This window comes from Chitinasiproducens palmae (genome assembly GCF_900095735.1).
GTDB classification, from domain to species: Bacteria; Pseudomonadota; Gammaproteobacteria; order Burkholderiales; family Burkholderiaceae; genus Chitinasiproducens; species Chitinasiproducens palmae.
The window spans coordinates 132,945-156,765 of record NZ_FNLO01000007.1 but is presented as its reverse complement, the minus strand read 5'-3'; the positions used below and the strand labels follow the sequence as shown (position 1 = coordinate 156,765).

Annotated in this window: 23 protein-coding genes; 16 read left to right on the top strand and 7 right to left on the bottom strand. The window is 61.8% G+C overall.

The window, feature by feature from the left end; genetic code table 11:
• Positions 1 to 46: 46 nt before the first annotated feature.
• The 6 genes from BLU54_RS13015 (at position 47) to BLU54_RS12990 (ending at position 5,232) form a co-directional block, all read left to right on the top strand.
• Positions 47 to 3,163, top strand: a complete 3,117-nt coding sequence (locus BLU54_RS13015) for a hypothetical protein (protein ID WP_091908927.1) — start codon at positions 47 to 49, stop codon at positions 3,161 to 3,163.
• 12 nt (positions 3,164 to 3,175) lie between these two features.
• Positions 3,176 to 3,451 (top strand): hypothetical protein, encoded by a 276-nt coding sequence (locus BLU54_RS13010; RefSeq protein WP_091908924.1) that lies wholly within the window; start codon positions 3,176 to 3,178, stop codon positions 3,449 to 3,451.
• Between the two features lie 10 nt (positions 3,452 to 3,461).
• Positions 3,462 to 3,815, top strand: coding sequence for a hypothetical protein (locus tag BLU54_RS13005; protein WP_091908921.1), 354 nt, complete (start codon positions 3,462 to 3,464; stop codon positions 3,813 to 3,815).
• The gene (locus BLU54_RS13000) at positions 3,812 to 4,288 is read left to right on the top strand and encodes a hypothetical protein (RefSeq protein WP_091908918.1); all 477 of its coding nucleotides are present in this window, start codon (positions 3,812 to 3,814) and stop codon (positions 4,286 to 4,288) included. Before BLU54_RS13005 ends, BLU54_RS13000 begins: the two co-directional genes overlap by 4 nt.
• Before the next feature lie 211 nt (positions 4,289 to 4,499).
• On the top strand, positions 4,500 to 4,763 hold the full coding sequence (locus BLU54_RS12995; RefSeq protein ID WP_091908915.1) for a DUF7940 domain-containing protein: 264 nt from the start codon (positions 4,500 to 4,502) through the stop codon (positions 4,761 to 4,763).
• Positions 4,744 to 5,232: a glycoside hydrolase family 24 protein gene (locus tag BLU54_RS12990; RefSeq protein WP_091908912.1), complete on the top strand. Its 489-nt coding sequence runs from the start codon at positions 4,744 to 4,746 to the stop codon at positions 5,230 to 5,232. The genes BLU54_RS12995 and BLU54_RS12990 overlap by 20 nt, the downstream gene beginning before the upstream one ends.
• Here BLU54_RS12990 and BLU54_RS23745 read toward each other — a convergent pair.
• Positions 5,202 to 5,732 carry a hypothetical protein gene (locus BLU54_RS23745; protein WP_170845142.1) on the bottom strand — a complete coding sequence of 177 codons (531 nt, stop codon included), beginning with the start codon at positions 5,730 to 5,732 and terminating at the stop codon, positions 5,202 to 5,204. The two genes, BLU54_RS12990 and BLU54_RS23745, sit on opposite strands and share 31 nt — an antisense overlap.
• A 60-nt stretch (positions 5,733 to 5,792) precedes the next feature.
• On the opposite strand from BLU54_RS23745, the gene BLU54_RS12975 reads away from it, so the two are divergent.
• Genes BLU54_RS12975 through BLU54_RS12955 form a run of 5 tightly spaced genes read left to right on the top strand, consistent with a single transcriptional unit; the run spans position 5,793 to position 7,541 of the window.
• Positions 5,793 to 5,981: an RHS repeat protein gene (locus BLU54_RS12975; RefSeq protein ID WP_091908904.1), complete on the top strand. Its 189-nt coding sequence runs from the start codon at positions 5,793 to 5,795 to the stop codon at positions 5,979 to 5,981.
• Complete coding sequence (locus BLU54_RS12970) at positions 5,978 to 6,691, top strand: hypothetical protein (protein ID WP_091908901.1); 714 nt, start codon at positions 5,978 to 5,980, stop codon at positions 6,689 to 6,691. The genes BLU54_RS12975 and BLU54_RS12970 overlap by 4 nt, the downstream gene beginning before the upstream one ends.
• The gene (locus BLU54_RS12965; RefSeq protein ID WP_091908900.1) at positions 6,691 to 7,014 is read left to right on the top strand and encodes a hypothetical protein; all 324 of its coding nucleotides are present in this window, start codon (positions 6,691 to 6,693) and stop codon (positions 7,012 to 7,014) included. The genes BLU54_RS12970 and BLU54_RS12965 overlap by 1 nt, the downstream gene beginning before the upstream one ends.
• Before the next feature lie 10 nt (positions 7,015 to 7,024).
• Positions 7,025 to 7,222: a hypothetical protein gene (locus BLU54_RS12960; protein ID WP_091908897.1), complete on the top strand. Its 198-nt coding sequence runs from the start codon at positions 7,025 to 7,027 to the stop codon at positions 7,220 to 7,222.
• A gap of 10 nt (positions 7,223 to 7,232) precedes the next feature.
• Positions 7,233 to 7,541 (top strand): hypothetical protein, encoded by a 309-nt coding sequence (locus BLU54_RS12955; RefSeq protein WP_091908894.1) that lies wholly within the window; start codon positions 7,233 to 7,235, stop codon positions 7,539 to 7,541.
• Here BLU54_RS12955 and BLU54_RS12950 read toward each other — a convergent pair.
• Together BLU54_RS12950 and BLU54_RS12945 are read right to left on the bottom strand one after the other, a co-directional pair.
• The gene (locus BLU54_RS12950; RefSeq protein ID WP_091908890.1) at positions 7,538 to 7,762 is read right to left on the bottom strand and encodes a hypothetical protein; all 225 of its coding nucleotides are present in this window, start codon (positions 7,760 to 7,762) and stop codon (positions 7,538 to 7,540) included. The genes BLU54_RS12955 and BLU54_RS12950 overlap by 4 nt on opposite strands.
• A gap of 1,391 nt (positions 7,763 to 9,153) precedes the next feature.
• On the bottom strand, positions 9,154 to 10,260 hold the full coding sequence (locus BLU54_RS12945) for a hypothetical protein (RefSeq protein ID WP_139169685.1): 1,107 nt from the start codon (positions 10,258 to 10,260) through the stop codon (positions 9,154 to 9,156).
• A gap of 1,196 nt (positions 10,261 to 11,456) precedes the next feature.
• Here BLU54_RS12945 and BLU54_RS23310 point away from each other — a divergent pair.
• Positions 11,457 to 13,484: a right-handed parallel beta-helix repeat-containing protein gene (locus BLU54_RS23310; RefSeq protein ID WP_139169684.1), complete on the top strand. Its 2,028-nt coding sequence runs from the start codon at positions 11,457 to 11,459 to the stop codon at positions 13,482 to 13,484.
• A gap of 823 nt (positions 13,485 to 14,307) precedes the next feature.
• Here the strand turns inward: BLU54_RS23310 and BLU54_RS12935 are convergent.
• Together BLU54_RS12935 and BLU54_RS12930 are read right to left on the bottom strand one after the other, a co-directional pair.
• A complete protein-coding gene (locus BLU54_RS12935; RefSeq protein ID WP_139169683.1) occupies positions 14,308 to 14,673 on the bottom strand; it encodes a Rap1a/Tai family immunity protein in 366 nt (121 codons plus the stop codon).
• Between the two features lie 1,036 nt (positions 14,674 to 15,709).
• Complete coding sequence (locus BLU54_RS12930) at positions 15,710 to 17,356, bottom strand: histidine kinase famiy protein (protein WP_091908878.1); 1,647 nt, start codon at positions 17,354 to 17,356, stop codon at positions 15,710 to 15,712.
• 675 nt (positions 17,357 to 18,031) lie between these two features.
• Between BLU54_RS12930 and BLU54_RS12925 the strand changes: the two genes are divergently transcribed.
• Together BLU54_RS12925 and BLU54_RS12920 are read left to right on the top strand one after the other, a co-directional pair.
• Positions 18,032 to 18,406: a hypothetical protein gene (locus BLU54_RS12925; RefSeq protein ID WP_091908875.1), complete on the top strand. Its 375-nt coding sequence runs from the start codon at positions 18,032 to 18,034 to the stop codon at positions 18,404 to 18,406.
• Between the two features lie 7 nt (positions 18,407 to 18,413).
• The gene (locus BLU54_RS12920) at positions 18,414 to 18,614 is read left to right on the top strand and encodes a helix-turn-helix transcriptional regulator (protein WP_091908872.1); all 201 of its coding nucleotides are present in this window, start codon (positions 18,414 to 18,416) and stop codon (positions 18,612 to 18,614) included.
• 98 nt (positions 18,615 to 18,712) lie between these two features.
• Here the strand turns inward: BLU54_RS12920 and BLU54_RS12915 are convergent, their stop codons facing one another.
• Positions 18,713 to 19,228, bottom strand: coding sequence for a DUF6314 family protein (locus tag BLU54_RS12915; RefSeq protein ID WP_091908868.1), 516 nt, complete (start codon positions 19,226 to 19,228; stop codon positions 18,713 to 18,715).
• A gap of 343 nt (positions 19,229 to 19,571) precedes the next feature.
• On the opposite strand from BLU54_RS12915, the gene BLU54_RS12910 reads away from it, so the two are divergent.
• Entirely contained in the window at positions 19,572 to 22,094 is a 2,523-nt protein-coding gene (locus BLU54_RS12910) for an ATP-dependent DNA helicase (RefSeq protein ID WP_091908865.1), read from the top strand.
• Positions 22,095 to 22,394: 300 nt separating this feature from the next.
• Here BLU54_RS12910 and BLU54_RS12905 read toward each other — a convergent pair whose 3' ends face one another.
• Positions 22,395 to 22,964 carry a DUF4142 domain-containing protein gene (locus BLU54_RS12905; protein ID WP_407919417.1) on the bottom strand — a complete coding sequence of 190 codons (570 nt, stop codon included), beginning with the start codon at positions 22,962 to 22,964 and terminating at the stop codon, positions 22,395 to 22,397.
• Between the two features lie 241 nt (positions 22,965 to 23,205).
• Here BLU54_RS12905 and BLU54_RS12900 point away from each other — a divergent pair, with 241 nt between their 5' ends.
• Positions 23,206 to 23,517 (top strand): hypothetical protein, encoded by a 312-nt coding sequence (locus BLU54_RS12900; RefSeq protein WP_091908862.1) that lies wholly within the window; start codon positions 23,206 to 23,208, stop codon positions 23,515 to 23,517.
• The last annotated feature ends 304 nt before the right edge of the window (positions 23,518 to 23,821 follow it).

Sequence of the window (23,821 nt, the reverse complement as noted above, 5' to 3'; positions counted from 1 at the left end):
CGACTGTCTGAAGCGAGCATGAGCGCATTCCTCACGAGGCGCGCTCATGACCGTCGAAAGTCCTACGTCGCAGGTCGGATACACCGGCAACGGTTCGACGCGGACCTTTGCCGTTCCGTTCTATTTTCTGCGCGACACCGACCTGTTGGTCGAGGTGGTCAAAGATGACGCCTCGACGACGCTGACCCTGAATTCCGGGTACACCGTCGCGGGCGTCGGCACGGCATCGGGCGGCAGTATCACCACGACCGCGACCTACGACTCAACCAATCTGATTATCGTCAGCCGGGCCGTGCCGCTGACACAGGAAACTGTCTACCAGCAGAATTCGGCATTCCCGGCGAAGACGCAGGAGAAAGCCCTCGACCGCTTGACGATGATGGTCCAGCAGCATCAGCGGGCCATCCAGAAATCGCTGCGCTTCCCGAATGCGGATCAATCGAACGCCTCGCCGATCCTTCCCTTTGCGAGCAAGCGCGCGAAGAAGGCGCTCGTATTCGGAAGCGATGGCAGCGCGGGCGTGTCCGCAAGTCCGTATGTCGAAGCGCCCGACCTTCTGGCGCAGGCCGCGACAGCCGCTCACGCCGATGCGGCCGCGATGGACGCGCTGGTGCTGGAGGTCGCGAATCGCGGCATCCGCATCCCGGAATCGTCCGTCGCCTACCGAACGCTCCTGCCGCTGGCCGCCTATCGCGCCGGCAAGGTCATCAAGTTCACGCCCGGCGGCGATGTCTCGACCAGCGTCGAGCCATACCGCGAACCTAGCGAACTGATCGACGCGATGGCCGCCGAGGTGGCATCGGCGACGGTGCTCGCGGGAACCGGTCAGATCGGATCGATCGCGGCGCTGCGCGCCTACAACGGCGCTTTGTCCTCGCTCTACATCGTCGACAAACTGGTCACCATCAAACCCGGCGGCCGGTCCGGTCAGTTCGTCATCGACGACACCGACGACGGCTCTATCGCCGATGACGGCGCGGAGTTCGTGCGCGACGCGCTGGGTCGGTTGTGGCGCCGACGCTTCAGCGGGCCGCGCCTGGCGCGTTGGTGGGGCGTGACGGGCGATGGTATTGCGTGCGGCGCAAATGTCCTCGCAGCACTGGCGGCATGCCTGAAGCGCGGCGGCGCGGTGGCCTTCCCCGAGGGCGAAGTGAACTGGGGTATTTCGCGCTTCGACTGGGTCTATGACGGGACAACCAAGGCCCTCGACATCGTCAGTGAAGGCGCAACGCTCTGGACGTACGACAACATCGATCCGCCTGCGCGCCCGGATGGCACGAACTGGGTATCGGAGCCCAACCTTTTCTCGTATCAGGCCGCGCCCGATCTGACCTACGGCATCGCGCCACAAGTCCGCGTGCTGCCCGGCATTCGCGTGAGCTACGCGCGCCAGCGCAACCAGGGTGGGACGGACCTCGATACGCTGGCCGTCACCCATCCGACGCCGCACTCCGTCGGCGTGCGTGCGTTTTTCTTCCGGTATGTCGATCGCCCCGTCATCGATGGCGTAGTCGCGACCGACATCTACGGCGATTTCGCGCAGATTCGCCAGTGCATCCTGCCGCAGGTCGACAACTGCTACATCTACAACGTCTCCGCCGGCAACGTCCTGGCTCGCAATGGCGCGATGGACAAGGACAGCAACGGCGGCGGGATTTTCTTCTGGGGCTGCTACGGCATTGCCAGGAAGAATTTCATCTGGAATCCGCGCGTCTATCTCGCCAGTGTTGTATCGCCGGAAAACAGCCAGCAGATGCAGGGCACGATCTGCGGGTACATCGGCGTCTGGGGCGAGTACGCGCTCAATGTCAGCAGCTCCACTGCGCCGCCGCCATTCAACACCGTCATCCAATCGACCGAGGGCGAGAACAACCGTCTGTTCGTAGACGATCAGTCGCGCGGGAATGTGTTCGAGGGGAACACCATCTTCGGTTACGTCATGCTGATCAAGACCGAGGCGAAGGCGATCGCCTCGGTCTTGAACAACGTCTGCTTGAACGGCTACCTGCCCATTTTCGTCAGCGGGACGAATGGCCTTGTTGCAGGCAACTTCGTGGATATGATGGGCGCGGGCGATGTGAAGTCGCCGCAAAACGGGTTCGAGTTCATCCGCGCGCATATCCCGGGACACACCTATACCGAAGACGGCGCGTTCAACTCCGGCGTACTCGTCTCGGGCAATCGGATCCACATTCGCGGCACCTACGCCCCATTCAGCTTCGACCGCTACAACATGCGGTATGTCGGGAACACCGTCATTTTCAGAGGCAATAACGCGCCGGCCTTCATCAACAGCCAGGGCGTGTCGAAAGCTGTTCGAGGCAGTCAGCTGGACGGAAATATCTTCCTGTACGCCGACAGCACGTTCAACGTTGCGCGGACGAACATCCCGAGTCAACTCGGCTTCCAGATGACGCGCAACGTGTTCATGTCTTTCCGCGTGAACACGATCGGCATCCAGTTCCCGAACGAAAGCACGTTGGCGAAATCGCCATTGATCGAAGGCAATCAGTTCTACGGCGACTTCTACGTCAACACGCTGGTCCCGCAGACTGTCTATCGGGCGAACAAGTGGTTCCGCTACTCATCGAATCCGGGCGGCTTCTGTCTCGGTATCGACGCCGCGGCGACGGGCTCGGTTTCTATGGACGACGAGTTCAACGTCTGCACGACGATGACTGCGGAGCCGATTGACGCGTCGTGCGAAGGGCTCATCGTCTTGCGCTCGAAGATCAACTGGACCGACTCCGGCACGGCCACGATCACCGCTTGCATGAAAAACATGCCCGCGTCGCTGCGGCTGGGCCCGACCTACGAGGGCGTGCGCATCACCGGCAACAATCAGAACCTCGCGATGTTACGCGCGGGCAGCATTCTGGCACCGCGCTTCATCGACTGCCGCAGCGATAACTCTGCCTACATGTATCTGTCTGGCGGGACGGTCTACGGGCCAATGGTCGTCGAACAGTGCTACTTCGCGGGCGGCCTGGTGAGCGGCAATTTCCCGGAACCGAACACGTCGTCACGGCTCGCCGCGGGAATCACCCCGTACTCCGGGATGCGCTTGCCGCCATACCTGCGTCCAGCCGCCGGAGGAAAGGAAGGCGAGGTCTACATCGATTCCACGTCCGGCTGGAAGACCTACGGAAGCATCACCGCGTAACAGGAACCGCACATGTTCAAGATGACCGTCATGGCCGACATCGGCATTCAGGTGCCGGACGCAGTGCATCGCATCGAGAGCGTCACGGTGAAGGCAAGCGATCGCATGACCTTCGCCGTGCGCGCGTACGCAACGGAGGAAACGACCTATGTGGTCGCGACGCCCGGCGACTTCGTGGAGATCCCGTACGACCCAGCCGGCGGCGACGTGTTCGCGCAGGCATACGCGTACGTCCTGGCACTGCCCGAGTTCTCGACGGCCGTCCCGATTTCCGACTCGGCGGAATGAGGCGCCTGCGATGTCCTGGCTCGAAGGAATGAGCGACACCATTAAGGCCATTCTTGCGACCACGCTGACGGGAGGTTTCGTCGGGGGAGTCGGCTGGATCGGTCGCCACATTCTTTCGCGCGACTCGCTCGCCAAGGCCAGCGCCGAGTGGCAGAAGCTCTACGAGCAGATGAATCAGCGCGCGGAGCGTGCCGAGAAGAAAGTGGAGGAACTTCAGGATGAGATGGAAGCGTTGCGTCTCCAACATCGCTCGGATATGGACGCGCTGCGCGAGCAACATCGTCTCGCCGTGGACGCGCTGCGGGATGAACTCCGCGGGGCGCTCAAGCGCGTGACGGCTATCGAACAGGACTCTCGATCATGAAAACGATGTCGTCGCGCGCCTTGCTGATCATGCTGCTGTTGATGGTGTCGCTCGCCGTCGTTTGCGGTGCCGCGGCGGCGTATTTCGTCTCGCAGGTATCGGAGCGGCACGAGCGCGAAGAGATCCGCGCGCAGTGCAAGGCCCAGGTGCTTGCGGTGCGCGACGAGTTCAAGTCTCGCGCGGACGAGCGCGACAGCGTGGCCGCGATTGCAACTGCGCAAAGCGAGGCGTCGCTGCAACTCCAGCGCGAGATCCTTGACCTGCTGCGCAAGCGTGCGCCAGTCACCGACCGGATTGCGCAACGAGTGCAATCGATCGACAGCAAGGCCACCAGCGCCGCGGCCGAGGCCAAGGCGGCGAAGCTGGCCGCCGCTCGTGCGGCGCGCGCCGCTGAGGCCGATGCGCCCGTTCCCGCTCACTCTGCCGCCGCCATCAACGACAGCGTGCGCGCGGTCAACCACGGAACCAAATGATGCGCCTCGTCGCCCTGTCTCTCTGCGTGGCGCTCGCCGCGTGTGGCACGCCCCGGCCCCGGTACGCGCCGCGGTTGCCCTGTCCCGACCTGCCGGAACTGTCCGCCAATCCAACGCGCGCCGAGCTTGAGGAGCATGACCTGACTGTCGTGCGCATGTACGGCAAGTGCCGAGCGGCGCGGCGCGTGAATCCACGAGTCGAGGCAAAGCCATGAAGCTGCAAGTCATCCGCGACCCCGCCTGGCGCGCGCGTATCGCGGGACGCTGGAGCGTCAAGCTCATGGCGGTCGGCGCCGCATTCACCGCGGCCTGGGCCGGTGTCACAGCAGCGGGCCTGACCGCGACATTCCCGGCCTGGTTCGCTTCGGCGGTGGCGGGAATCATCTTCGCGTGCGGCCTCGGCGCCGCCTTCCTGCATCAGCCCAACCTTCCCCCTGCACCTGGAGCGCCCGACAATGGCCCGGATCACCCCTGACGCCGCCGGCGGCAAAAACCGCGTGGCGTTCCTCGACATGATCGCGCACAGCGAGATCGGCGATGCGCTGCTCGCCAAGACCGACGACGGCTACGACGTGCTGGTCGGCAGCAAGCCTTCCCAGCCGATCCTGTTCACGAACTACGCGCAGCACCCGAACATCCTGAACCGGACGTACAAGTCCACTGCTGCCGGCCGCTATCAGATCCTCTACCGCTGGTGGACGATCTACCAGAAATCGTTGAACTTGCCCGACTTCTCGCCGTTGTCTCAGGACAAGTACGCGTTGCAGCAACTCCGGGAGCGTGGCGCGTTCCGTCTAATCGACGCCGGCGATTTCGTCCAGGCCGTGAACAAGGTGTCGGCGGTGTGGGCGAGTCTTCCGGGTGCCGGCTATGGTCAGCACGAGAATCGTCTGGCGGACCTTCAGACGGCCTATCAGCGCGCCGGCGGGATGGTGATGGTATGAGCCCCTATCTCATCGCCGGCATCGGTGCCCTGGGTATCGCGATCGGCGCAGGCGCGATGCACGTGCTCTACGACGCGCCGCGCCTGGCCGACGAGAAAGCCGCGCACGCGCGCGACGGCGAACAGTGCGCTGTCAATGCCCGCGCCGTCGCCGCGGCGGCCGAGAAGGCCGCTTCGGAAGCCATCGCCAAACAGACCGCCATGCAGCAGGCGGCGGACGCCGCCCAGGCCCAACTTGCGCAGGAGCGCAAAGACCGTGAACAAGTCGATCAGAGGTATCGCGCCGCTGTGTCTGCTGGCACTGAGCGCGTGCGCGTCGCAGTCCGGAACTGTGCAGCCAACAGTGCAGCCGGTGGCGGTGCAGTGCCCGACGATTCCAAATCCGCCGGCGGAAGCAATGACGCCACCACCACCGCAGACCTCGACCCAGCGCTTGCGAGCCGCCTTTTCGGAGTAGCGCAGACCGACGATGCGGAAATCGAGAAGTTGCGGCAGTTGCAAGCCTGGGCCTGCGTCGTCAAGCCAGACGCGCCGGCGTGCGCCACTCAGTAGGAGAAGATCATGGAAACCGTCCTCGACTCGCGGGGCTTCGAGTTTGACCCCAGTTCGTGCACGCAGGTGTTCGGCTACGATGCGAACTCGCGCATCACGTCAATCACCGCCACCAGCGGCTCGCGTACGTGGGTGCAGACGTTCACGCGCGACGCGTCTGGTAACATCACGGCTATCTCCCCGTGGGTGGCGCAATGAGCGTCTCCACCGTGATGCAAGCGCTCGCCGTGCTCGGCTTTCCGAGCCAGTACACCGGCGCGCCGAGCGGCGCGGCCAGCGGCGACCTCTCCGGCACATACCCGGCGCCATCCGTCGCCAAAATCGCCGGCCAGCCGATCTACAGCACGACGACTGGAGCGATCGAGCAGCGCAACGCGACGACGACGCAATCATATGCGGTCTACAACACCTACTCGGACGCGTCGAACTATGAGCGCCTGGTGCTGCGGCACGATGGCTCGAACGCGATCGTCGGCACGGAGAATGCCGGCACCGGGATCGTTCGCAATCTGCGATTCCGCGTAGGTGGCTCCGACAAGTGGGCAATGCTGTCCGGCGGGAATTTCTATCCGATTTCCGACGCTGGCGGAGATATTGGCCAGAACGGCAATCGTGTGCGGATGGTCTGGACTGGTGGCCTAAGCCTGCGCTCGCAGATCGTCACGGCGGCCACGACGCTGACGGCGACCAGCCCGTATCGCACGATCGTCAATAGCGCCAGCGCGGTCGCCATCACCATGCCCGCGTCCCCTTCCATCGATCAGACGCTTGTTGTCGCCAACGTCGGCGCCGGCTCCGTGACGGTCAGCTACACGGGGCGCAGCGGCGCGACGACAAAGACGCTCGCGCAGGACAGTTCGGCGACCTTCGCCTACAACTCGACCCTTGCGTACTGGACGATCGAATAATGGCTTACTCGCCCCCGACCACGTTCGTCGACGTCACGCCTACCAACGGCGGCAGCACCACCATCCCGGTCTCGGATGGTGGCACGCCGCTGACGTTGTGCCTGAAACACACGTCGGTCCTGCTGACGCATACCTTCGTCTGGCCGGCCGACGCCCCCGACGGGCAAAAGGTCGAGATTGCCTGTCCGGTTGCGATAACGACGGTTGCTCATTCGCTTGCGACCGGCGCTGCAGCCATGGGCATGATCACGAGCATGGTCGCCGGCGCTGGCGGCACTTATCGGTTCCGTGGCAGCAACAAGACCTGGTACAAAGTTTCCTGAGGAGAAGACGATGACGACCTTTACCATCCAGATTGACGACGCCGGCGAGCTGGCCGGCATTACCGCAGCGCGCGAGGCGCGTAACGCCGCGATCGACAGCGGCGATGACTTCGGCGACAAGTTCGACACCGATGCCGAGTACGTCCAGTTCGTGATGCAGCGGGCCGCCGAATCGTATGCCCGCCAGTACGGCACGGCCACCGACTGAGCAAGGCGCCATGAAGATAACCGTAGCCAGCCGCGCCGAGAGCCCGCATTGGGAGCTCGTGGCCGCACCCTACCGGCTCGCCGCCAAGTCGTCGGCGACGGAGGATCCGGACCGGCCGAGCATTGCCCAAGGATCGCGGCTCGACGTGTTCGTTCATCCCGTGACGGGCGCGTGCAATGTCGCCAGCGACGCCGCCAGTATCGACTTTCGGCAGGCGGCCGACGAGCGCCTATCGTTCGACCTGGCCAATCCGGACGCGGACACGCTCGAATTGGTCGAGGCGCTGACGGTCTGCGGTGCCTTCGTGTCCGACGACTAGACAGGAGCGGGGTTCTTGCGGCGGTGCATCAGCGCGGCCTTCTGCTCGGCCGGCGCGTCTTCCCAGAACGCACACCCGTGTTCCGGCTGTGCGCGAACCTGCGGCTGGTCGGGTGTCTGTCGGCAGACCGTATGCGTGCGACCACCGGCCGTGCCGCCGCGCCAGTGACGGCAGTCCCAGCAGCTGCCCTTCGAAGATGACATCAGGAAGGAATGGCTCATGTTCGCCTCGATACTGTACGTACGAACAGTATAGCCCTTGGTGCACTTGGCCTGTTTCTCATGCCGCACTGCTGAAAAACTGCACCATCCCCCCTGAGAGCCAGCCCACACTTGGGTTGTGGTTTCCGGTCCCCGGCACCATGACGCTCTACTTTCAACGAATATCTGGCGCGAAGCACGGCGTATTGTCGAACGATACAGCGATTGGCTCAAGTTTCGATCGCCGTGACCATCTGCGCTTGCCGCCTCGTTGCGGCAGTCATTGGCGCGGAGACGCGTCGGGGATTGCATCCGACCTTTCTCACTGTTTCGAACGCGCTGGTGGATGGCCCGAGCGGGTTCGCGGAAATGGTGCGTCACGCCAGTGCTACCGCGGCTGTTCCGTCTGCATCGCTTCTTCCGTCTCGCGGCTCAAGCAACTTTGATTCATCCGCGAATCGCCACGCGACAGCCCGTACCGAGCAGCACCAAGCCGCCCAGACGGCTCATGTCAGGCGCTTTCCATCACTTCTATCGTCAGAAAGGGCGTGTTGTCCGGCGTCAGATCACATTCGTGCATCACTTGAGCGGAAGCGCCGGCCCCTTTCTAAAACTCTGCGTTGTCGCCGTAAGAGGCAATGACGTTGGCCGACTAGTCGGCCCACCGAAATCGGTCGAACTTGCATTCAGCGAACCCGTCGCTTTATCTGAAGCTGTGTTGAGCCGGACGTTCAATCGAGTCCACGCAATAAATGCCGGCATCGAACAGCCCCTCCTTCCCAAGACACGACAGATCGTCGGCAGCGCTTTTCTCTTGGACCCGGGCTGGCTGGGCTAGCGTCATGGCAGGGGCACTCCTGTTCTTCTTGAGCTACCCAATGAACGAGCCGACGATCAGGCATGACCACGGTGGGCCGGCAGCCTGTCTTTGCTTGCTTATTCCGTCGAAGCAAAATGGACCATAACGGCGCTCCGCATCGCACGCACTCTCGCCTCTTACTGCATCGTATCGCTTGGCACGCATGGGCTCGAAGAACAGCGCCCCGCAGCGCTGTCTCTTCCCATGACGCTACCCCATCGCGCCGCCGGTGGCGATAGCGAAGTTCTCGTCCAGATACAGATCATCAAGCGGGTCTCTCAGCAAGGATTTGCCAGGCAGGAACCTAGGATGCACGGACTTTCCAGCGACGTCACGTCCGCATCTCCTCTATCAGGTAGTGGCGCTTCCATCTACAGACTCGCCTCCGGAAACCTTTAAAGTCGCACAGATTCATCCCCGCTGGTTATCACGCGCATCACGTCGCAACAGCCGTAACCTGGAGCGGGCAGACTGCGCCCAGCGTAGAGTGAAAAAGCATGCCCGTCGGGATACTGCGCGGAGTTCGGGCTACCGCAAGCAGCGCGGTCATCTTTCAACCAAGTTTGATCAGGACGCCGTCGGCCGTGACACCTGTTCCGTTGACTTGAACCGTGCCTCCCGCTTCGGTGCACTTCACTTTGAAGGCCTCGGACGTCAGCTGAAGTTGCGTCATCGCTACCGTGAGTGAAACCTGCCCATCGGCAGCCTGAATGGTGCCCGCCGTCGCTACCGGTCCTGCCGAGAGAGCAGCGGCCTTGGGCGTCAGGGTCAGCGTCGAAGACGCTTTCATCGAATTGGTGACGCTCGCGGAAACCGACGTAGGCGCGACATTGATAGCGCCGAATTCAACGTTTCGCGACGACGACATCAGTGATTGCGAACGCTCACTGAGCACATGCTGGCTTCCGGTACTCTTGCTTCCAACTTGAAGTGCAGTACCACCGTTCGTGAAGGCCAATGTCGATTTCGGGTACAAATTGGCAACTACCGGTGCACGCGACAGTGTCACGCTCTCCTCGATAATGTTCAACGCCCCGACACTGCTCGGAAAAGTACCGTCGACTTCGACGCCATTGGTATCCACCTTGACGCTGCCGACATGGTCCAGCGTTTCAGCGGCCTTGGCGATTTTTGTCGCAAGCATAGCAAGGCGAATCGCGAAAGCACCGTTGGCCACGCCAATCGACGCAGCTTGCGCCACCCCAGCAATTCGTGCGACCTTGTCCGGCTCGTACCCTGTGGCCATATCCGCCGCCGAGACAGCAGCGTTGAGGCCGGCTTGCAGTGCGATGAGCTTCTTCATCAATGCCATGGAGTCCTTGATCAGGTCCCACGCCGGCTCATCTTTGGTGCTGATCCCAGCAGCTATTTCATACGATTTGCTTGCCTGTTGCCGAGAGGTCGTATTGGAGCTGAAGCTGTCCCCGTCGGTCATGCTCAACGACGGACCATTGGTCCACTCGATAGTGTTACCTCGCACGGCTTCCAGATAGGTTCCAAGCACGACAGTACCGTTCAATAGCCCCGAGTACGCGGTCGAGCCTCCCACAGCGAAGGTGTTCGAGGTTCCGGCTGTTGCAGTAGTCTGATTGCCCTTTGTGATCGAATTACTGTCGCCAGCAGTGTAAAACGTAAAACCCTGAATTCGGTTGTCGCTCATGGTCGGTCTCCAATGGAAGCGCTGCGCGGGGCGAACTGGCTCTTAGATTAACCGGTGAAAACTAGACCTCGCTTCAGGTTCTGGGAATACCGCGTTCGCGGTAACGGACACTCATCAATTAATGCGCCAACTGGGGCGCTCGACGGCAATGCGCTTCGGCAAGAAGCAAACGCCAGTGCAGCGCGATTGCCACATCCCAGGCGTACCGTAGCAAAATGACACGCCCGCTGGCGCGCTTTCGAGCGAACAGCCGACTAACTGCAAGTTCAACGCAACGCGGAGTGAGGCGTTACGAATGGCTCGCGTTCGCGTGCGAGGACGACGCTCTATCCTTTGCACAATGAGGAGACGATCACTGCATGGCATGTGGGGCGACGTCCGCGCGTGTCCGCCTCGTGGGGCGGCAGGTTAAGCCGAGAAATCGTGTTCGTCGAACGCGTCCCACCCGTACGTTAGCCAAGCCTTACTATCAGGAATGAGCTTCCCAAATGCATACCGTCAAAATGACGGAATACGCATCTGCTCGGCCACTTCGCTTTACGCAACCGAGATACATTGACGCGTTCTCATCGAAAAGCCGAAAAGTCGCTGCAATCTCGCTGCCATCACTGCGCTGCTCCCGCCTAGAGTAAGAGGAGACTGTATCGATGCGCTCGCACAAAATCACGAGCGTCGAGCCAGGCATGCCTTCGCCCTTGCCAGTTCGCGAACTGAATGCATATCACTGCGCGCGTCGCCCCCGGCGGAGTTGCGTCTTCCAGTCAATGAGCTTCCCGCATCCAAATGACAGCTGTCAGCGAATTACGCGATACAGCTAGTACTGTCTAACTCACTCGTAAGAAGACGTCGGACGAACCGACTTCCCGGCCCACGTGAACGTTTTCCGTCTCGCGGCAATCATCGATCGGAACCACGCTGCCAGCTGTTGAATGCGGCCGCTCTCACCATCGGAATCACAATGTGCATCGGCGATGCGGGATGGCGGGCGCCCGTGTGGCGTGCTGGTTTCTGATGTCAGGGCATCATGATCGGCATCGATTATTACGGATTCATTTCAGCGGCCTACATTCCGCCTCCACTCTGAAAAAACTGGAACCGCACCGCGCGTACCATGGTGCTCCGTCAAACTGCAGATTCTGCGCAATTCTGAAAACTTCGGTACAACTCCAGTCTGGCTTTTCTTCGAAGGTGACGCCATGGAAGGAAGAAGAGGTCTTTTACGCGCGGCACTCGCCGCGGTCTTCGGCAGCGTGATCACTGCTCGAGCCGAGACTCCGCCCAAGAGGGAGCCGACGGGCGCCGTCCCGACAAGCGGGCGATTTGCGGAATTTCCAGCCGCAACGCGGATCGGACTTGACGACTTGCTGCCCGCGGCGCAGCACGGACAAGAGCGTGTGCTATCGGTAAGTCAGCTGAAATCCGTGATCAACTCCTATCAGGAAACCCTGACCGGCGCTGTCCATAGAGAACTGAACAGCAAAGCTGCAGAAATCGGCCCGTCGCCTCAAGACTTTGGCGCAACGCCTGGCGAAGCTGACTCGACCGCTTTCATCCAAGCACTGTTCGACAGCAACGCGCCGGTCGTGCGGATAGACCATCGTTACAACAGCCGGCCTGTTGTGAACCGGTTGAGCGGCCGGACGATTGTCTTTGGCGACTTCGGTGGACTGGATCTTCTCAGCGAAGCAAGCGGCATTGGACGCTATATGTTGACCATCGCCGCTGACAACTGTCAGATTTATCGGCCAAATATCACAAATGCCTTTGCCCGTACTCCCAGCAACGCTCAAAATCGAGACGGCCCATATGGAATCCAGATCCAGGGCAGTCACTGCACAGTAGCCGAAGGGGTGGTGAGCGGCTTCATCAATTCGTATGCAGTCCACTGGCGCTCTTGGAACAACGACGAGTGTCATGCCAATTCGTTCATCGGCAACAAAGCGCTCAATTGCCAAGGTGCAGGAACGAGAAACGACATTGGCAACCACTTTGGCGAGGACCGAGGCGACGGGTTTGTGTCCTGGGGTTCAGGGACAATAATGATCGGAAATCTTGCAGAGGCCGCGCCTGACCAAGACTGCCGAATTGCTTTCCACAACGAAGGGTTGACCCGGGCCACCAATATAACGATTGACTACAACGCCAAGCATTGCATTGTAGTTGGCAACTTCGCGCGGGGACCATGGCGACGTGGGATCGCGAGCGAGGCGGTGCATAACGCCGTCATTGTAGGAAATACTGTGCGCGACGCCACCTGGTGGTCTATTTGTCTTTCCAGGACTAACCACGGGGTTGTCGGCTGCAATACCCTCGTCTACTCGCGACCGGAAGGCGTGGGGAATGGCGGGGCTTGGTCGCCCGTGCGTGCGGCAGTCATGGTGTACGGCGGCGCCCACAACAACGTGTTGATCGGAAATATGATCGAAGTAACCGGCTCCATGGCATGTGCTTACCAACTACAAGCCGTGACGCCCAGTGACAGGCCTGTCGATACCCTGATAGAAGCATCCCAAGTATTCCTTTCGCCAACTGCAGACAAGGGCGCGAGCTATCGCGACGGCGTCGGCGACCAAGGGTTACGCACGACCGTACGTGCCTGTACCTTTACCGGTTTCAGCAAGCGCGGGGCGCTAATTGCTGGCGAGGGCTGGCGCTACATCGACTGTGACTTCACTCCGTTGCCGAACGCTGCGGGGCGCACCAGCGTAGAAGGCATCCTCCGTAATAACGCACGTCAGACGAGTCACGAGATCGTTGTGGAAGGCTGTCGGTTCTTCTTCGATGGTGAATCCCAGGACCACGGCTTGGTAAGCAGCAAGGATCTCCTTCGATATAAGGTGCGCAATTGCACCTTATACAAGCCTTCGTCGAAGACGACGTTGGTACAGTTGAACAATGTCGTCAGCCATGGCGGCAGCGAGTTTTCGGGCAACAGCTTCGTCGGCGGCACCAATACCGGCGAGACGTTACTGCAGATACAAGGCGGCACCTTTTACGGTCCTTTCTTTTTCGAACGCAATGTTGGCGGCCCGATATCCGTCTACCGGGAGCCCAACGTTCCTGCCGCACTCGATCCGAACGTTTTTCTTCCGCAGGGACTGCGACTCCCATATGTAAAGCCAGCAGCCGGCGGCGATGAAGGCATTATCGTAGTGAACGGCGGACTGCCATCACGCGCAACGTTTCACGCGTTCGGCTCCATATCCAACTCGGCAGTGCGCTGACGTCCCACGAGGTCGAATCGTCGCTCATCAGAATTGCCGATAAGCGATCGCATGAGGATCCGCTGCCGCCCAATGAACTGTGCGGCCAATATCAAGGCCCTCTCCGTTCAATCGATGGACATCGCGCGCGGCAACTCCGTAGGCAGGAGACCGCGCGCGCCTAAGCGACAGAGCCTAGCAAGTAGTGCAAAAGACGCCACGACGTTTATCAGCGTGCCGCCTTATTCGGTTCGATGCGGCAAGAGGGTTCAGCGGCGGGCCAGACCGCAACATCGAGGCGGCTACAACTCGCCACGCGCTGGCTTGCTTGCTTCTGACAGCCGTTCATCCACTTAAGGCGCTACCGACGTGTGCGACCGTGAAAACGCTTTCGAGCGAGATAGACATGGCAGAGTTGAGGACCGGAATCATGCGCCGCTCGCCGCGCACTGAAGGTTTTGCGTGCCGCATGCCGCATTACAGAGAAACCGCCTCGCATTCACCAAGGTGTGCGGTTAACAGGACTCTCGCGGGTGGCATTGGATCCGTTCCTGCTGTTGTGTGGCAAGTGCATGCGCGATCACGGAAACGCCCGCAGGAAGGAAACGGCTGGCGCAAACGGTTTGAGAAGGTGCGTTTCTGCGTGGATCCCATAAGCCAGCGCCAACAGAGTCATTCTGGCTCTTCAATACACTCATCGCCTACAGCGCAATGCCATTCAGCGACCTAAGGGATGTTAACGGTCGAGTCACCCGAATTACGCGAAAGCGGCCGTCTCGGAGGCCAGGACGGAAATGTTCGATGACCTGTTCCATCGCAACGGCGGATCCCGTGCCTCGAACCATCAGGAAGAACAAGGGAACGCTTTCGCAAGCGCGACGCGAACGGTTGCGATGGCGGGTTGGGCGCGGAGATTCGGGTATTTCTCAAGCAACTCAAGCACCGGTGCCTTCAGGCCACCGATCGTCGTGCCGGCCGGCAGGCAGATATGGCGGATGTCCTTGCCGTTGTTCGCTTGATACATGCCTTTGATGGCACCTGCCTGCAGCAGCGTGTCATCGTCCATCACGCCGGCGATGTACATATTCGCGGCCATTGCCAATTTCTCATCGGATGAGTTCAGCCATTCGTAAAGCTGTCGACCGGTCAACTGTTCCGCCATGGAAGCAGTCGAACACAACAAAAGGCACAGGCCGAACAGAAAACGCATTTCCTTCTCCCATAAACACCCTGCTGGCAAGGCTGTGACAATAAAGTGTGTCGCGATGATTCGCCACACAGCGGTACTGCCAGCGTGCCGACGGGAAGGGGTGCTTGGTGAGCGCCCAGGCGCACGGCAGCTGGGCACTCAGTTGTGTCGCCGGTCCGCGGCAATTGATTCAACGGAGACAAGTGGAAACTGCGGGCATTTACCACAACGGGTCCAAGCATGCGCATATATCCTCGCCCATGGTTTCCAATCGCGATGTGGTGCCGCGCCGGGTTCAACATTTGTCTGAAACAAATGCATTTACCGCCAATGCACTAACTGCTGCAATCCGTCGCCGCTTCTCAACGACATGACTTCTTCCGCTTCAAGAAACAGCCAAACAACGTCATACCGCCAGCCATACCCTTTCCCATCGGCAAGTGGCAGCGTCGATTATCCCTCAAAAATTTCAAACTGTAAGTCCGGCGCGGTCGGCGCGGACGTTGCGCACCTCGAACTTGCCGCGGCGTCAGCCCTGCTTCTTGATTGAATGCCGAGCACGCACCTTGTTTCCCAAGGTTTTTTGTATTTGATCTCAGTTCGAGCAGGACCGAGCGAAACCCGACACAGGGGAGTGTTCGGCGCGACGCGAATGGGGCGAAGCGAATGGCGCGAATCGACTGAGGCGAGTTGATTGGGGCGTGAGCGCAGTTTCTCTACCGCCGCAAACCGCATCTTGCATCGATTCCCATACCCAGTCGATTTCGAACCGGCTGTGGACCCGGCCATCAAAACCATACGGCGATACCGGGAGACGGTACGCATCCCTTCGGCGAGGGGAGCCCAATTTGGATTGAATGGGGTCACAGGCTTGACGCCACAGCCAGTTATCGTTGGAGCCGTTTCGCGGACGTCTCACGAGCCTTGAGACGGCGGCGGGGCTTTGACTGGTAGGCCGTCAGGATCCGACAGACGCGCCGTGGCTGCCCCGCTCCGCTGGCGACGGCGGCCACGATTCCTTCTTCCGGTCCGTCCAGGGCGACCGTCCGATACGGCGCTACTTCAGATTGGTTCCGGTCGGGCCATCGAGCGCCATGCGTACCTTCCGCGCCAGATCGGATATGCGATACGGCTTCTTCAGCATCTCGAACTCGATGCCGGCATCGGAGTTGACGGCGTCGTTTTCGCCCGCATACCCGGTCGTCAGCAGCACGCGAATGCCCGGAAGCCTGCGCTGCACCTCCCGCGCCAACGTGAAGCCGTTCATGCCGCCAGGCATGATCACGTCCGAGAACAATAAATCGGGCAGTACATCGGCGACCACGTCGTCGATGTGCCGCAGCGCTTGATCACCGCTATTCGCGACGGCTACCGTGTAGCCCAACCCTTCGAGCATTTCCCGCGACAGATCGGCAACTTCCGGGCGGTCGTCCACTACCAGCACCCGCTCGTTGCCGCCGCGCTCCGCGCTTTTCTTGTTCAATTCGGCCGGCAGGCGCGCGACTTCTTGCGACGCCGGGAAATACAGGCGGACCGTGGTGCCGAGGCCGACTTCGGAATAGATGGTCGTCGTCCCGCCTGATTGCTTGGTGAAGCCGTACACCATCGACAGGCCCAGGCCCGTACCCTTACCTTCCTCCTTGGTCGTGAAGAAAGGGTCCATCACTCTGTCGACGATATGAGCCGGAATACCCGATCCTGTATCCGACAGCGAGATGGACACGTAGCGGCCGGCGTGCAACCCCGCATAAGCAGAAATATCGTCGGGCGTCACCTCGACGTTGGCTGTCGAGATCGTGATCGTGCCACCATCGGGCATCGCATCGCGGGCATTGACGAGAATGTTGATCAATGCCACTTCGAGCTGAGTCGGGTCGATCTGGCAGTTGGCGAGGTTCTGCGCGAGCGACGTCTGCACCACTGCACCATTGCCCAGCGTGCTGTCGACGAGGTCGATGATCGTCTGGGCGGTCGCATTCAGATTGATCGGTCGGCCTTCAAGACGTTGCTTGCGCGAAAATGCCAACAACTGCTGCGTCAGCGTGCCCGCCTTCGAAACGGCGCTGCGAATGCTGGACACGCTTCGATTGGCCATCGTCGTATCGGCCTTGGTCACCGACAGACGATGTTCGAGCAGATCCAGGTGACCCGTCATCACCTGCAGCAGATTATTGAAGTCATGCGAGATACCGCCGGTGAGCTGGCCAAGCGCTTCCATTTTCTGAGCTTGAGACAACGCACCTTCCGCGTCGCGGCGTCGGCTCACGTCAAGTTGCGACGCAAAGAAATAGACCAGCTCCTTTTCCTTGTTGTAGACCGGCGAGATGAAAAGCGCATTCCAGAACGTCGACCCATCCTTGCGATAGTTCAGGATTTCCGTCGTGATCTCGCGGCGGTCCTCGACAGCTTCGCGGATTGCCGTAATGGTCAGCCGATCGCTTTCCGGCCCCTGCAGGAAGCGACAGTTGTGGCCGATGATTTCTTCGAGTTCGTAGCCAGTCATCGACAGAAACGCGCGATTCGCGAAAATGATCGGATTGTCATCGGTGCTCGGGTCCGTGACGATCATCGGCATGCGTGTCGTTTCGATCGCGGCGAAGAAAATATCGTCGCGATGGTCCCGCACGCCTGCTGCGCCTGAGTATTTAGAGTCGATTTCCGGCGGCGTCGAATTCCGAATCGACGCTTTTTCCGACGTGGGCATTCAGCGCTCCTAGCTGTTCGTACCTGGGATCGCTGTTCGCGGTGCCGTGGCAACAACTGCGGGGCACATTCCCTTGAACCGATTCTGACACACTTCTTAAGGTATCCTCGCGAGCGGATCGTCGGTCTAGGCATCGGCCTAGGCAAGGAAAGCGCGACTAGCAGGCGCAACCGCGCGGCACGGCGACCTGCAACGGTCGGGATAGCGCATCAGTTGGTTGTCGAAGCGCCACGCGTCATTCCGCCACGCCCTGCAATTCAGGCAGTAAGGCGGAGCGCCATCCTTGCTTACAAGCAAGGAACACCGCGCCGTGCCTTGCTGGACACATTGACGCGTCAATCCAGCCTATCAGGCCGCGTCGCCAAGCAATCACCCACGCATTGCGAAGTGAGCGCGATGGCCACGCGCATGCATTGGTCAAGCTTTTTCCGCCGCACTGCTCGCAAGCACCGGCAGCGACGCTTCGCAGACGCGGCGGCCGCAAGCCTGATCGGTTGGCAATCACCGCATTGAGCATTACCGCAACTGCGGCACGGGTGGCGTCATGCGCCGACGGACCCCGATGCGGCCGCCTACCCGCGGCGATACACATCGCTGCCCCTGATGTAAAGCACCCTTTACATATGCAGTAGTCATCGGCACAATGACGTTTTCCGCGCTTGGGGCACGGCCGACATGAACCGATATCGACGCGAAATGACCATCGCGATGGTTGCGTATGTTGTATGCCTCGCCATCTCCGTCACGCTACTGCTGTCATCGGCGGTCGATTCGCAGCTCGCACGCGTCGCCGTCGCGCTGCTGCCGATGGTGCCTGGCATAGGAGTGTGCTGGGTAGTGGTGCGACGCATGCGACGCATTGACGAGCTGCAGCGGCGCATCGAACTGGAGTCGTTGTCCATCGCGTTCGCGGGAACGGCACTGGTGACGTTCTCGTACGGTTTTCTCGAAAACGTCGGCTTCCCGCGTCTCTCCCTTTTCGTGGTGTGGCCGCTGATGGGCGCACTGTGGATCGTTGCATCGGTTCTTTGTAGCCGACGCTACCGCTAGACTAGCGGTGAAGAATTCGTTGAAATCGCTGCGGAGCGAGCGAGGCTGGTCGCAGAACGATCTGGCCCAGGCACTCGGTGTATCACGCCAGACAGTCAACGCGATCGAAAACGGGCGCTACGACCCCAGCCTGCCGCTCGCATTTGCAATTGCCCGGCTCTTCGCGCTCGGCATCGAGCAGATCTTCGACGACGAAGCGACGCAATGAGCGCGACTCACCTCGCGTCGCTCCACGGCGACACCGGTGCGTGGCGCCGATCGCCCGCCGAGTGCATGCTGCGGACGCGTCGACCACGCGGCGCTTGGTCAGAGCGACGCGTCGTTGCGCGAGAAACGTGTCGACGTGTTGTACGCCTTGCGCGGCCCGCGCACCGCGACATCGACCGTGAAGGCTTCGCGTTCGTCGATGTGCAGCGTTACGTCGTAGCGGTCGGCTGCGCAAAGATGCAGCTCGGTGGCGCGCCACGCGGCGACATCGGCTCGCCATGCCAGACGGACAAAACGTTGGCCCGTCGAGGGCCCATCCGCGAAAACGATATCGATGTACGGATCCGCCAGTTCGTAACGGTAGGCGCGATTCGCCGCCAGTTCCGCGCCGTTTGGAAGGTGTAGTACGCCGCGTTCGACGTAATCGAAAACGCCCGGAGCGCGTCTCGTGAAGGCCGCTTCGCCGACGAAGCGACCTTGCGGGCGTATCGCTCGGTCGAGCCGCCAGCCCCCTTCCAGGCAAGCGAAGACCGCCGTTGCCTGCGCGCACCACGCTGCCTGCGGCAGCGCCTTGTGGTTATCGGGAAGCGGTGCCGTCGGGTCTGTCTGGCTCATTGGTTCTATGCGTTTCTTTCGTTGGCCTGGCTGCGCGTCAAGCGCACGCGCGCTCGCGCAGATCGTTGCGGCCTCTGCGCATGATGACATTTGCCGCGTGACAGCGCTCGGCCGATGCCAGCAGTGGAAAGCGGCGCCATGCTGATGGCCACTGCGGGAGCAGGCCGTTCCGCTCCTGCTCTCGCATCCCTTACGTTCGCCTCCTGCTTGCACGCGTGCGGTTTGCTGCCCAGAAGGCATGCGGCAAGCGTCGATATGCGACAATTGGCAGCTACGCCAGCGCGGCCGCCATCGACGGTGAAAACCGCCGCTTGCCGCCGCCAGCGTCTCCTTCGCGCTCCCGATGTCCGCTGCCGCTCTACCCACCTCGCCTACCGATGCCGTGCTGGCGGCCGGCTCGTTCCAGTCGGCCGACGCAGCTTACACGGTGGCGGTTCGCACGCTGTGCGAACTGGTCGCCAAGGCGGGCGACCTCGATACGCGCTTCACGCCGTCGCCGAGCGCGCTCGAAGGAATGGCCGGGCACCAGACCGTCGGTGCGCGCCGGCATGCGAACTATCGGCGGGAAGTGACACTGCAAGGCCGATATCGGAATCTTCGCGTGCGCGGCCGTGCTGATGGCTTCGACCCGGATCTGGCCCAGATCGAGGAAATCAAGACCTACCGCGGTGATCTGGGCAGACAGCCGAACAATCACCGGCAACTGCACTGGGCGCAGGCACGCGTCTATGGCTGGCTGCTCTGTGAAACGCTCGGACTGGAAACGATACGCGTCGCGCTGGTCTATTTCGAGATTGGCAGCCAGGAGGAAACGGTCTTTGTCGAGACCTACGACGCGGCCACGCTGCGCCACACATTCGAGACCCTCTGCGAACGCTTCCTGTGCTGGGCGGGTCATGAGCAAGCGCATCGCGTCGCGCGTGATGCGGCCTTGCAGCAACTGTCCTTTCCGCACGGCACGTTTCGCGACGGCCAGCGCGCGCTGGCCGAAACCGCGTACCGCTCGGCAGTCCGTGCTCGACACGCGCTGGTGCAGGCACCAACGGGAATCGGCAAGACACTTGGCACCCTGTTCCCGATGCTGAAGGCGATGCCGGGTCAGTCGCTCGACAAGGTTTTCTTTCTCGCCGCCAAGGCGTCCGGACGGCAGGTGGCGCTCGATGCGCTGAGCACCTTGCGTGCGCGTCCGCCTGCGTCGTCGATCGAAGCGCGCCATGGCGAGCACGCGCGCAACGCCGCGGAACCGAGCCAGACAAGCGCAAGGTCGGCCGCCGCTGCCGAGCCGTTGCCGTTGCCCTTGCGCGTCCTCGAACTCGTTGCACGGGAAAAGTCGTGCGAGTTCCCGGGTCGGGCATGTCACGGCGATGCCTGCCCACTGGCGCGTGGCTTCTACGACAAGCTGCCCGCGGCACGCGCGGCCGCATTCGCGATCGACGCCTCGGATGACGGAATGCGTCCCGGCCACGCGCCAACCCTGGATCGGGCCAGCGTGCGCGACATTGCGTTGGCGCACGAGGTCTGCCCATACTATCTCAGCCAGGCGCTCGTGCCCTGGTCGGACGTGGTGGTCGGCGACTACAACTACCTGTTCGATTCGTCGGCGTCGCTGTTCGCACAGATTGTGCTCAACGAGTGGCGTGTGTGTGCATTGGTCGACGAGGCCCATAACCTGGTCGACCGCGCGCGCGGCATGTACACGGCCAGCCTCGATGAGCGCGACATCGCGCGCTTGCGCCAGGATGCGCCCACCGCAGTCAAGCCGGCGCTCGACGCGCTGCAACGCCGCTGGCGCGCGTTGCGACGCGATCGGGCCGACGACTACACACAACTCGACAAACCGCCCAGCGCGTTTGTCGACGCCTTGCAGCAGTTGACTACCGTCATTGCGGATGTGCTCGCAGAGCGCCCAACGGAATTCGGCAGCGCGCTACAACGCTTTTACTTCGACGCCCTGCATTTCACTCGGCTCGCCGAAAGCTTCGGCGAGCATTCGCTGTGCGACCTGAACTTGGCGGTCGAGGCGCGGCTTGCCAAACCGCGTGCGGTGCTGACGATCCGCAACGTCGTCCCCGCCCCATTTTTGCGGCCGCGCTTCGCCGCGCTGCGCAGCGCGACACTCTTTTCAGCGACGCTGGCCCCGAGCCATTACTTTGTCGATCTTCTTGGCCTGCCCGCCGACACCGTGACCGTGGACGTGCCGTCGCCGTTCGAGGCACAGCAACTCGATGTCCGGCTGATCGGTGACGTGTCGACGCGTTATGCACGGCGCGATGCATCGATCTCGCCGATCGCAGAATTGATCGCCAAGCAGCTCGATGCGGAGCCGGGCAACTACCTGGCGTTTTTCAGCAGTTACGCGTATCTCGACCAGGTCCGGCAGCGACTGGCGGCGACACGTCCGGATTTAACGGTCGTGTCGCAGTCGCCGGGCATGGACGAGGCCGCTCAGCGGGCTTTCCTCGCTCGCTTTGCCGCCGACGGGCGAACCATCGGATTCGCCGTTCTGGGCGGAAGCTTCGGTGAGGGAATCGACCTGCCTGGCCGCCGCCTGATCGGCGCCTTTGTCGCCACGCTGGGCTTGCCGCAGTACAACGCGGTCAACGAAGCGATGCGCGAACGAAACGAGGCAGTGTTCGGTGACGGCTACGCCTACACCTACCTCTATCCAGGTCTGCAAAAAGTGGTGCAGGCGGCTGGGCGGGTCATTCGCACGCGGGAGGACGTCGGCACCGTCTATCTGATCGACGAGCGATTCTGCGAAACGCGGGTGCGACGGCTGCTGCCAGAATGGTGGCGACCGACTGTGCGGTCCGCTCGTACTCGGTCGGAAGCCGGGCTGACGCGCGGTGTTTCGGACCCGGGCTGATCTTTCCGTCGCGCGATCCGCGGCCGCCCGCCGCACTGTCGCTTGTGAATGGCTCAAGGAGCGCGCGGCATCCAGTCAGAAATATGGTTCGGCGCTGGACGAGGCTTTCGATCGAGGGAGCAAGCGACGGCAAGCGAGGCAATGCGGCGAGGCGATGCGGCGCGACAATGCGGCGAGGCAATACGGCGAGGCATTATCCCATCCGGCCCAGCCATGAAACGGCACAGGGGCGGCCTCATTCGAGGCCGCCCCTGTCTCCAAATCACGCGGTGCGCCGCTATGCGCGGCGCCCACGCTCACTTATTGGGCGACCCCCTTCTTCGCCGCGAGGTCCTGCGCCATCTTCAGATGGCCCTCGATGGTCGGCAGCGCCTTCTGAGCAGCCTTCTTCAAGTCCGCATTGTTGCCCGTATTCGCTTCCTCGCGGAACGCGGCGACCGCCTTCTGGTGGCCCTCGATGCCAACCTGCTTGATATAGGCCTCGTCGAATGCCTTGCCCTTGAGCCCCTGCAACGCTTGAATCACGGCCGGATCGGTGTTGTCCTTCGGCACCTTGACACCCTTCGGCGCCGCCGCCTTCAACTGCACCGTCAACTTCGTATGGTCGACGATCATATGGCGGGCAAATGATTTCACGTCCTTGTCGCTCGACTGCTTGAGCGCCAGCTTCGCGGTATCGATTTCGGTCGAGCTCGACTGCGTCGCGACCTCGACGAATTTCTGGTCCACGGCCGACAGCGACGGGCTGCCCACCTGCGGATTGTCCTGCGCCATCGCGACGCCGGAAAGCATCGGCGTGAACAGCAGCGCTGCGCTCGTGCAAACGGCGCTGGCACCGGTGCGAAGCGTGTTGATCGTCGTGGGTTTCATAGAAGCATCTCCTTGTCGTCACTCGTTATGTGGCTGATCCCGCAGGCGTCCCGCTGGATCACTGACGGACCATGCCCGCAATCCGTATGCCCGCCTTCCGAAGGCATGCCGCTTGCGGAGTGTCCAATGACCACACGGGAGTTGATCGAATCGCTGAGGCCAGCCGCCGCCCCGATTCCGAAAGACGCGTCTCCCGTGACATCCCGTCCGCCTGCCCTTTCAAGCCTGGAGCCTTTCAGCAATGAACAACCGAACCGAAAGCGACCGTGACCTGGTGCCGCGTCCTGCAGCCGGGCAAGACAGCTTCGACGCAAAAAGGACCAACCCCGCTGCGCCGACCGGCGCCGGCGCTGGGCCCGGCGCGGGAAACAGTTCGTTGACGCACGACGCGAGCGTCGAATCCGACCCCAGGAACGAAGCGGCGGTCGTCACCACGGGCACGGCGGCCGGAGAGTGGACCGAGCCGACGCCGAACGAGAATGCCGAGCAAGCATCGCTGCCGGCGGGCGACAAGCAGCTGAACCCTGCGGACCGCGGCGACAAGCCGGCATGACGCGTCCGCGCCGCAGGGGGCGGCGGTTCCCTGCGGCCGGATGGAAGTCGCGCAGCAACCGCCCACGCGGCGACCGCGGGGAGATACACCCTGCGGCATAAGATCGCGCTTGGGCGCTTCGAAGATCGCGCGCTTGGGCGCGTCGGCACAGCGGTCTTCGATCTCGCCAGGGGCGAAGTTCGGCAGTGGCGCAGCGGTCATCGACTGACTCGCTGACCCGCTAGCTGAAGCGCCCGCACGGCACACGCCGCTCGTCGGGTCAAGCACGCATGAGTTCTCAGGCTCATGCGCCCTCGCAATGGCG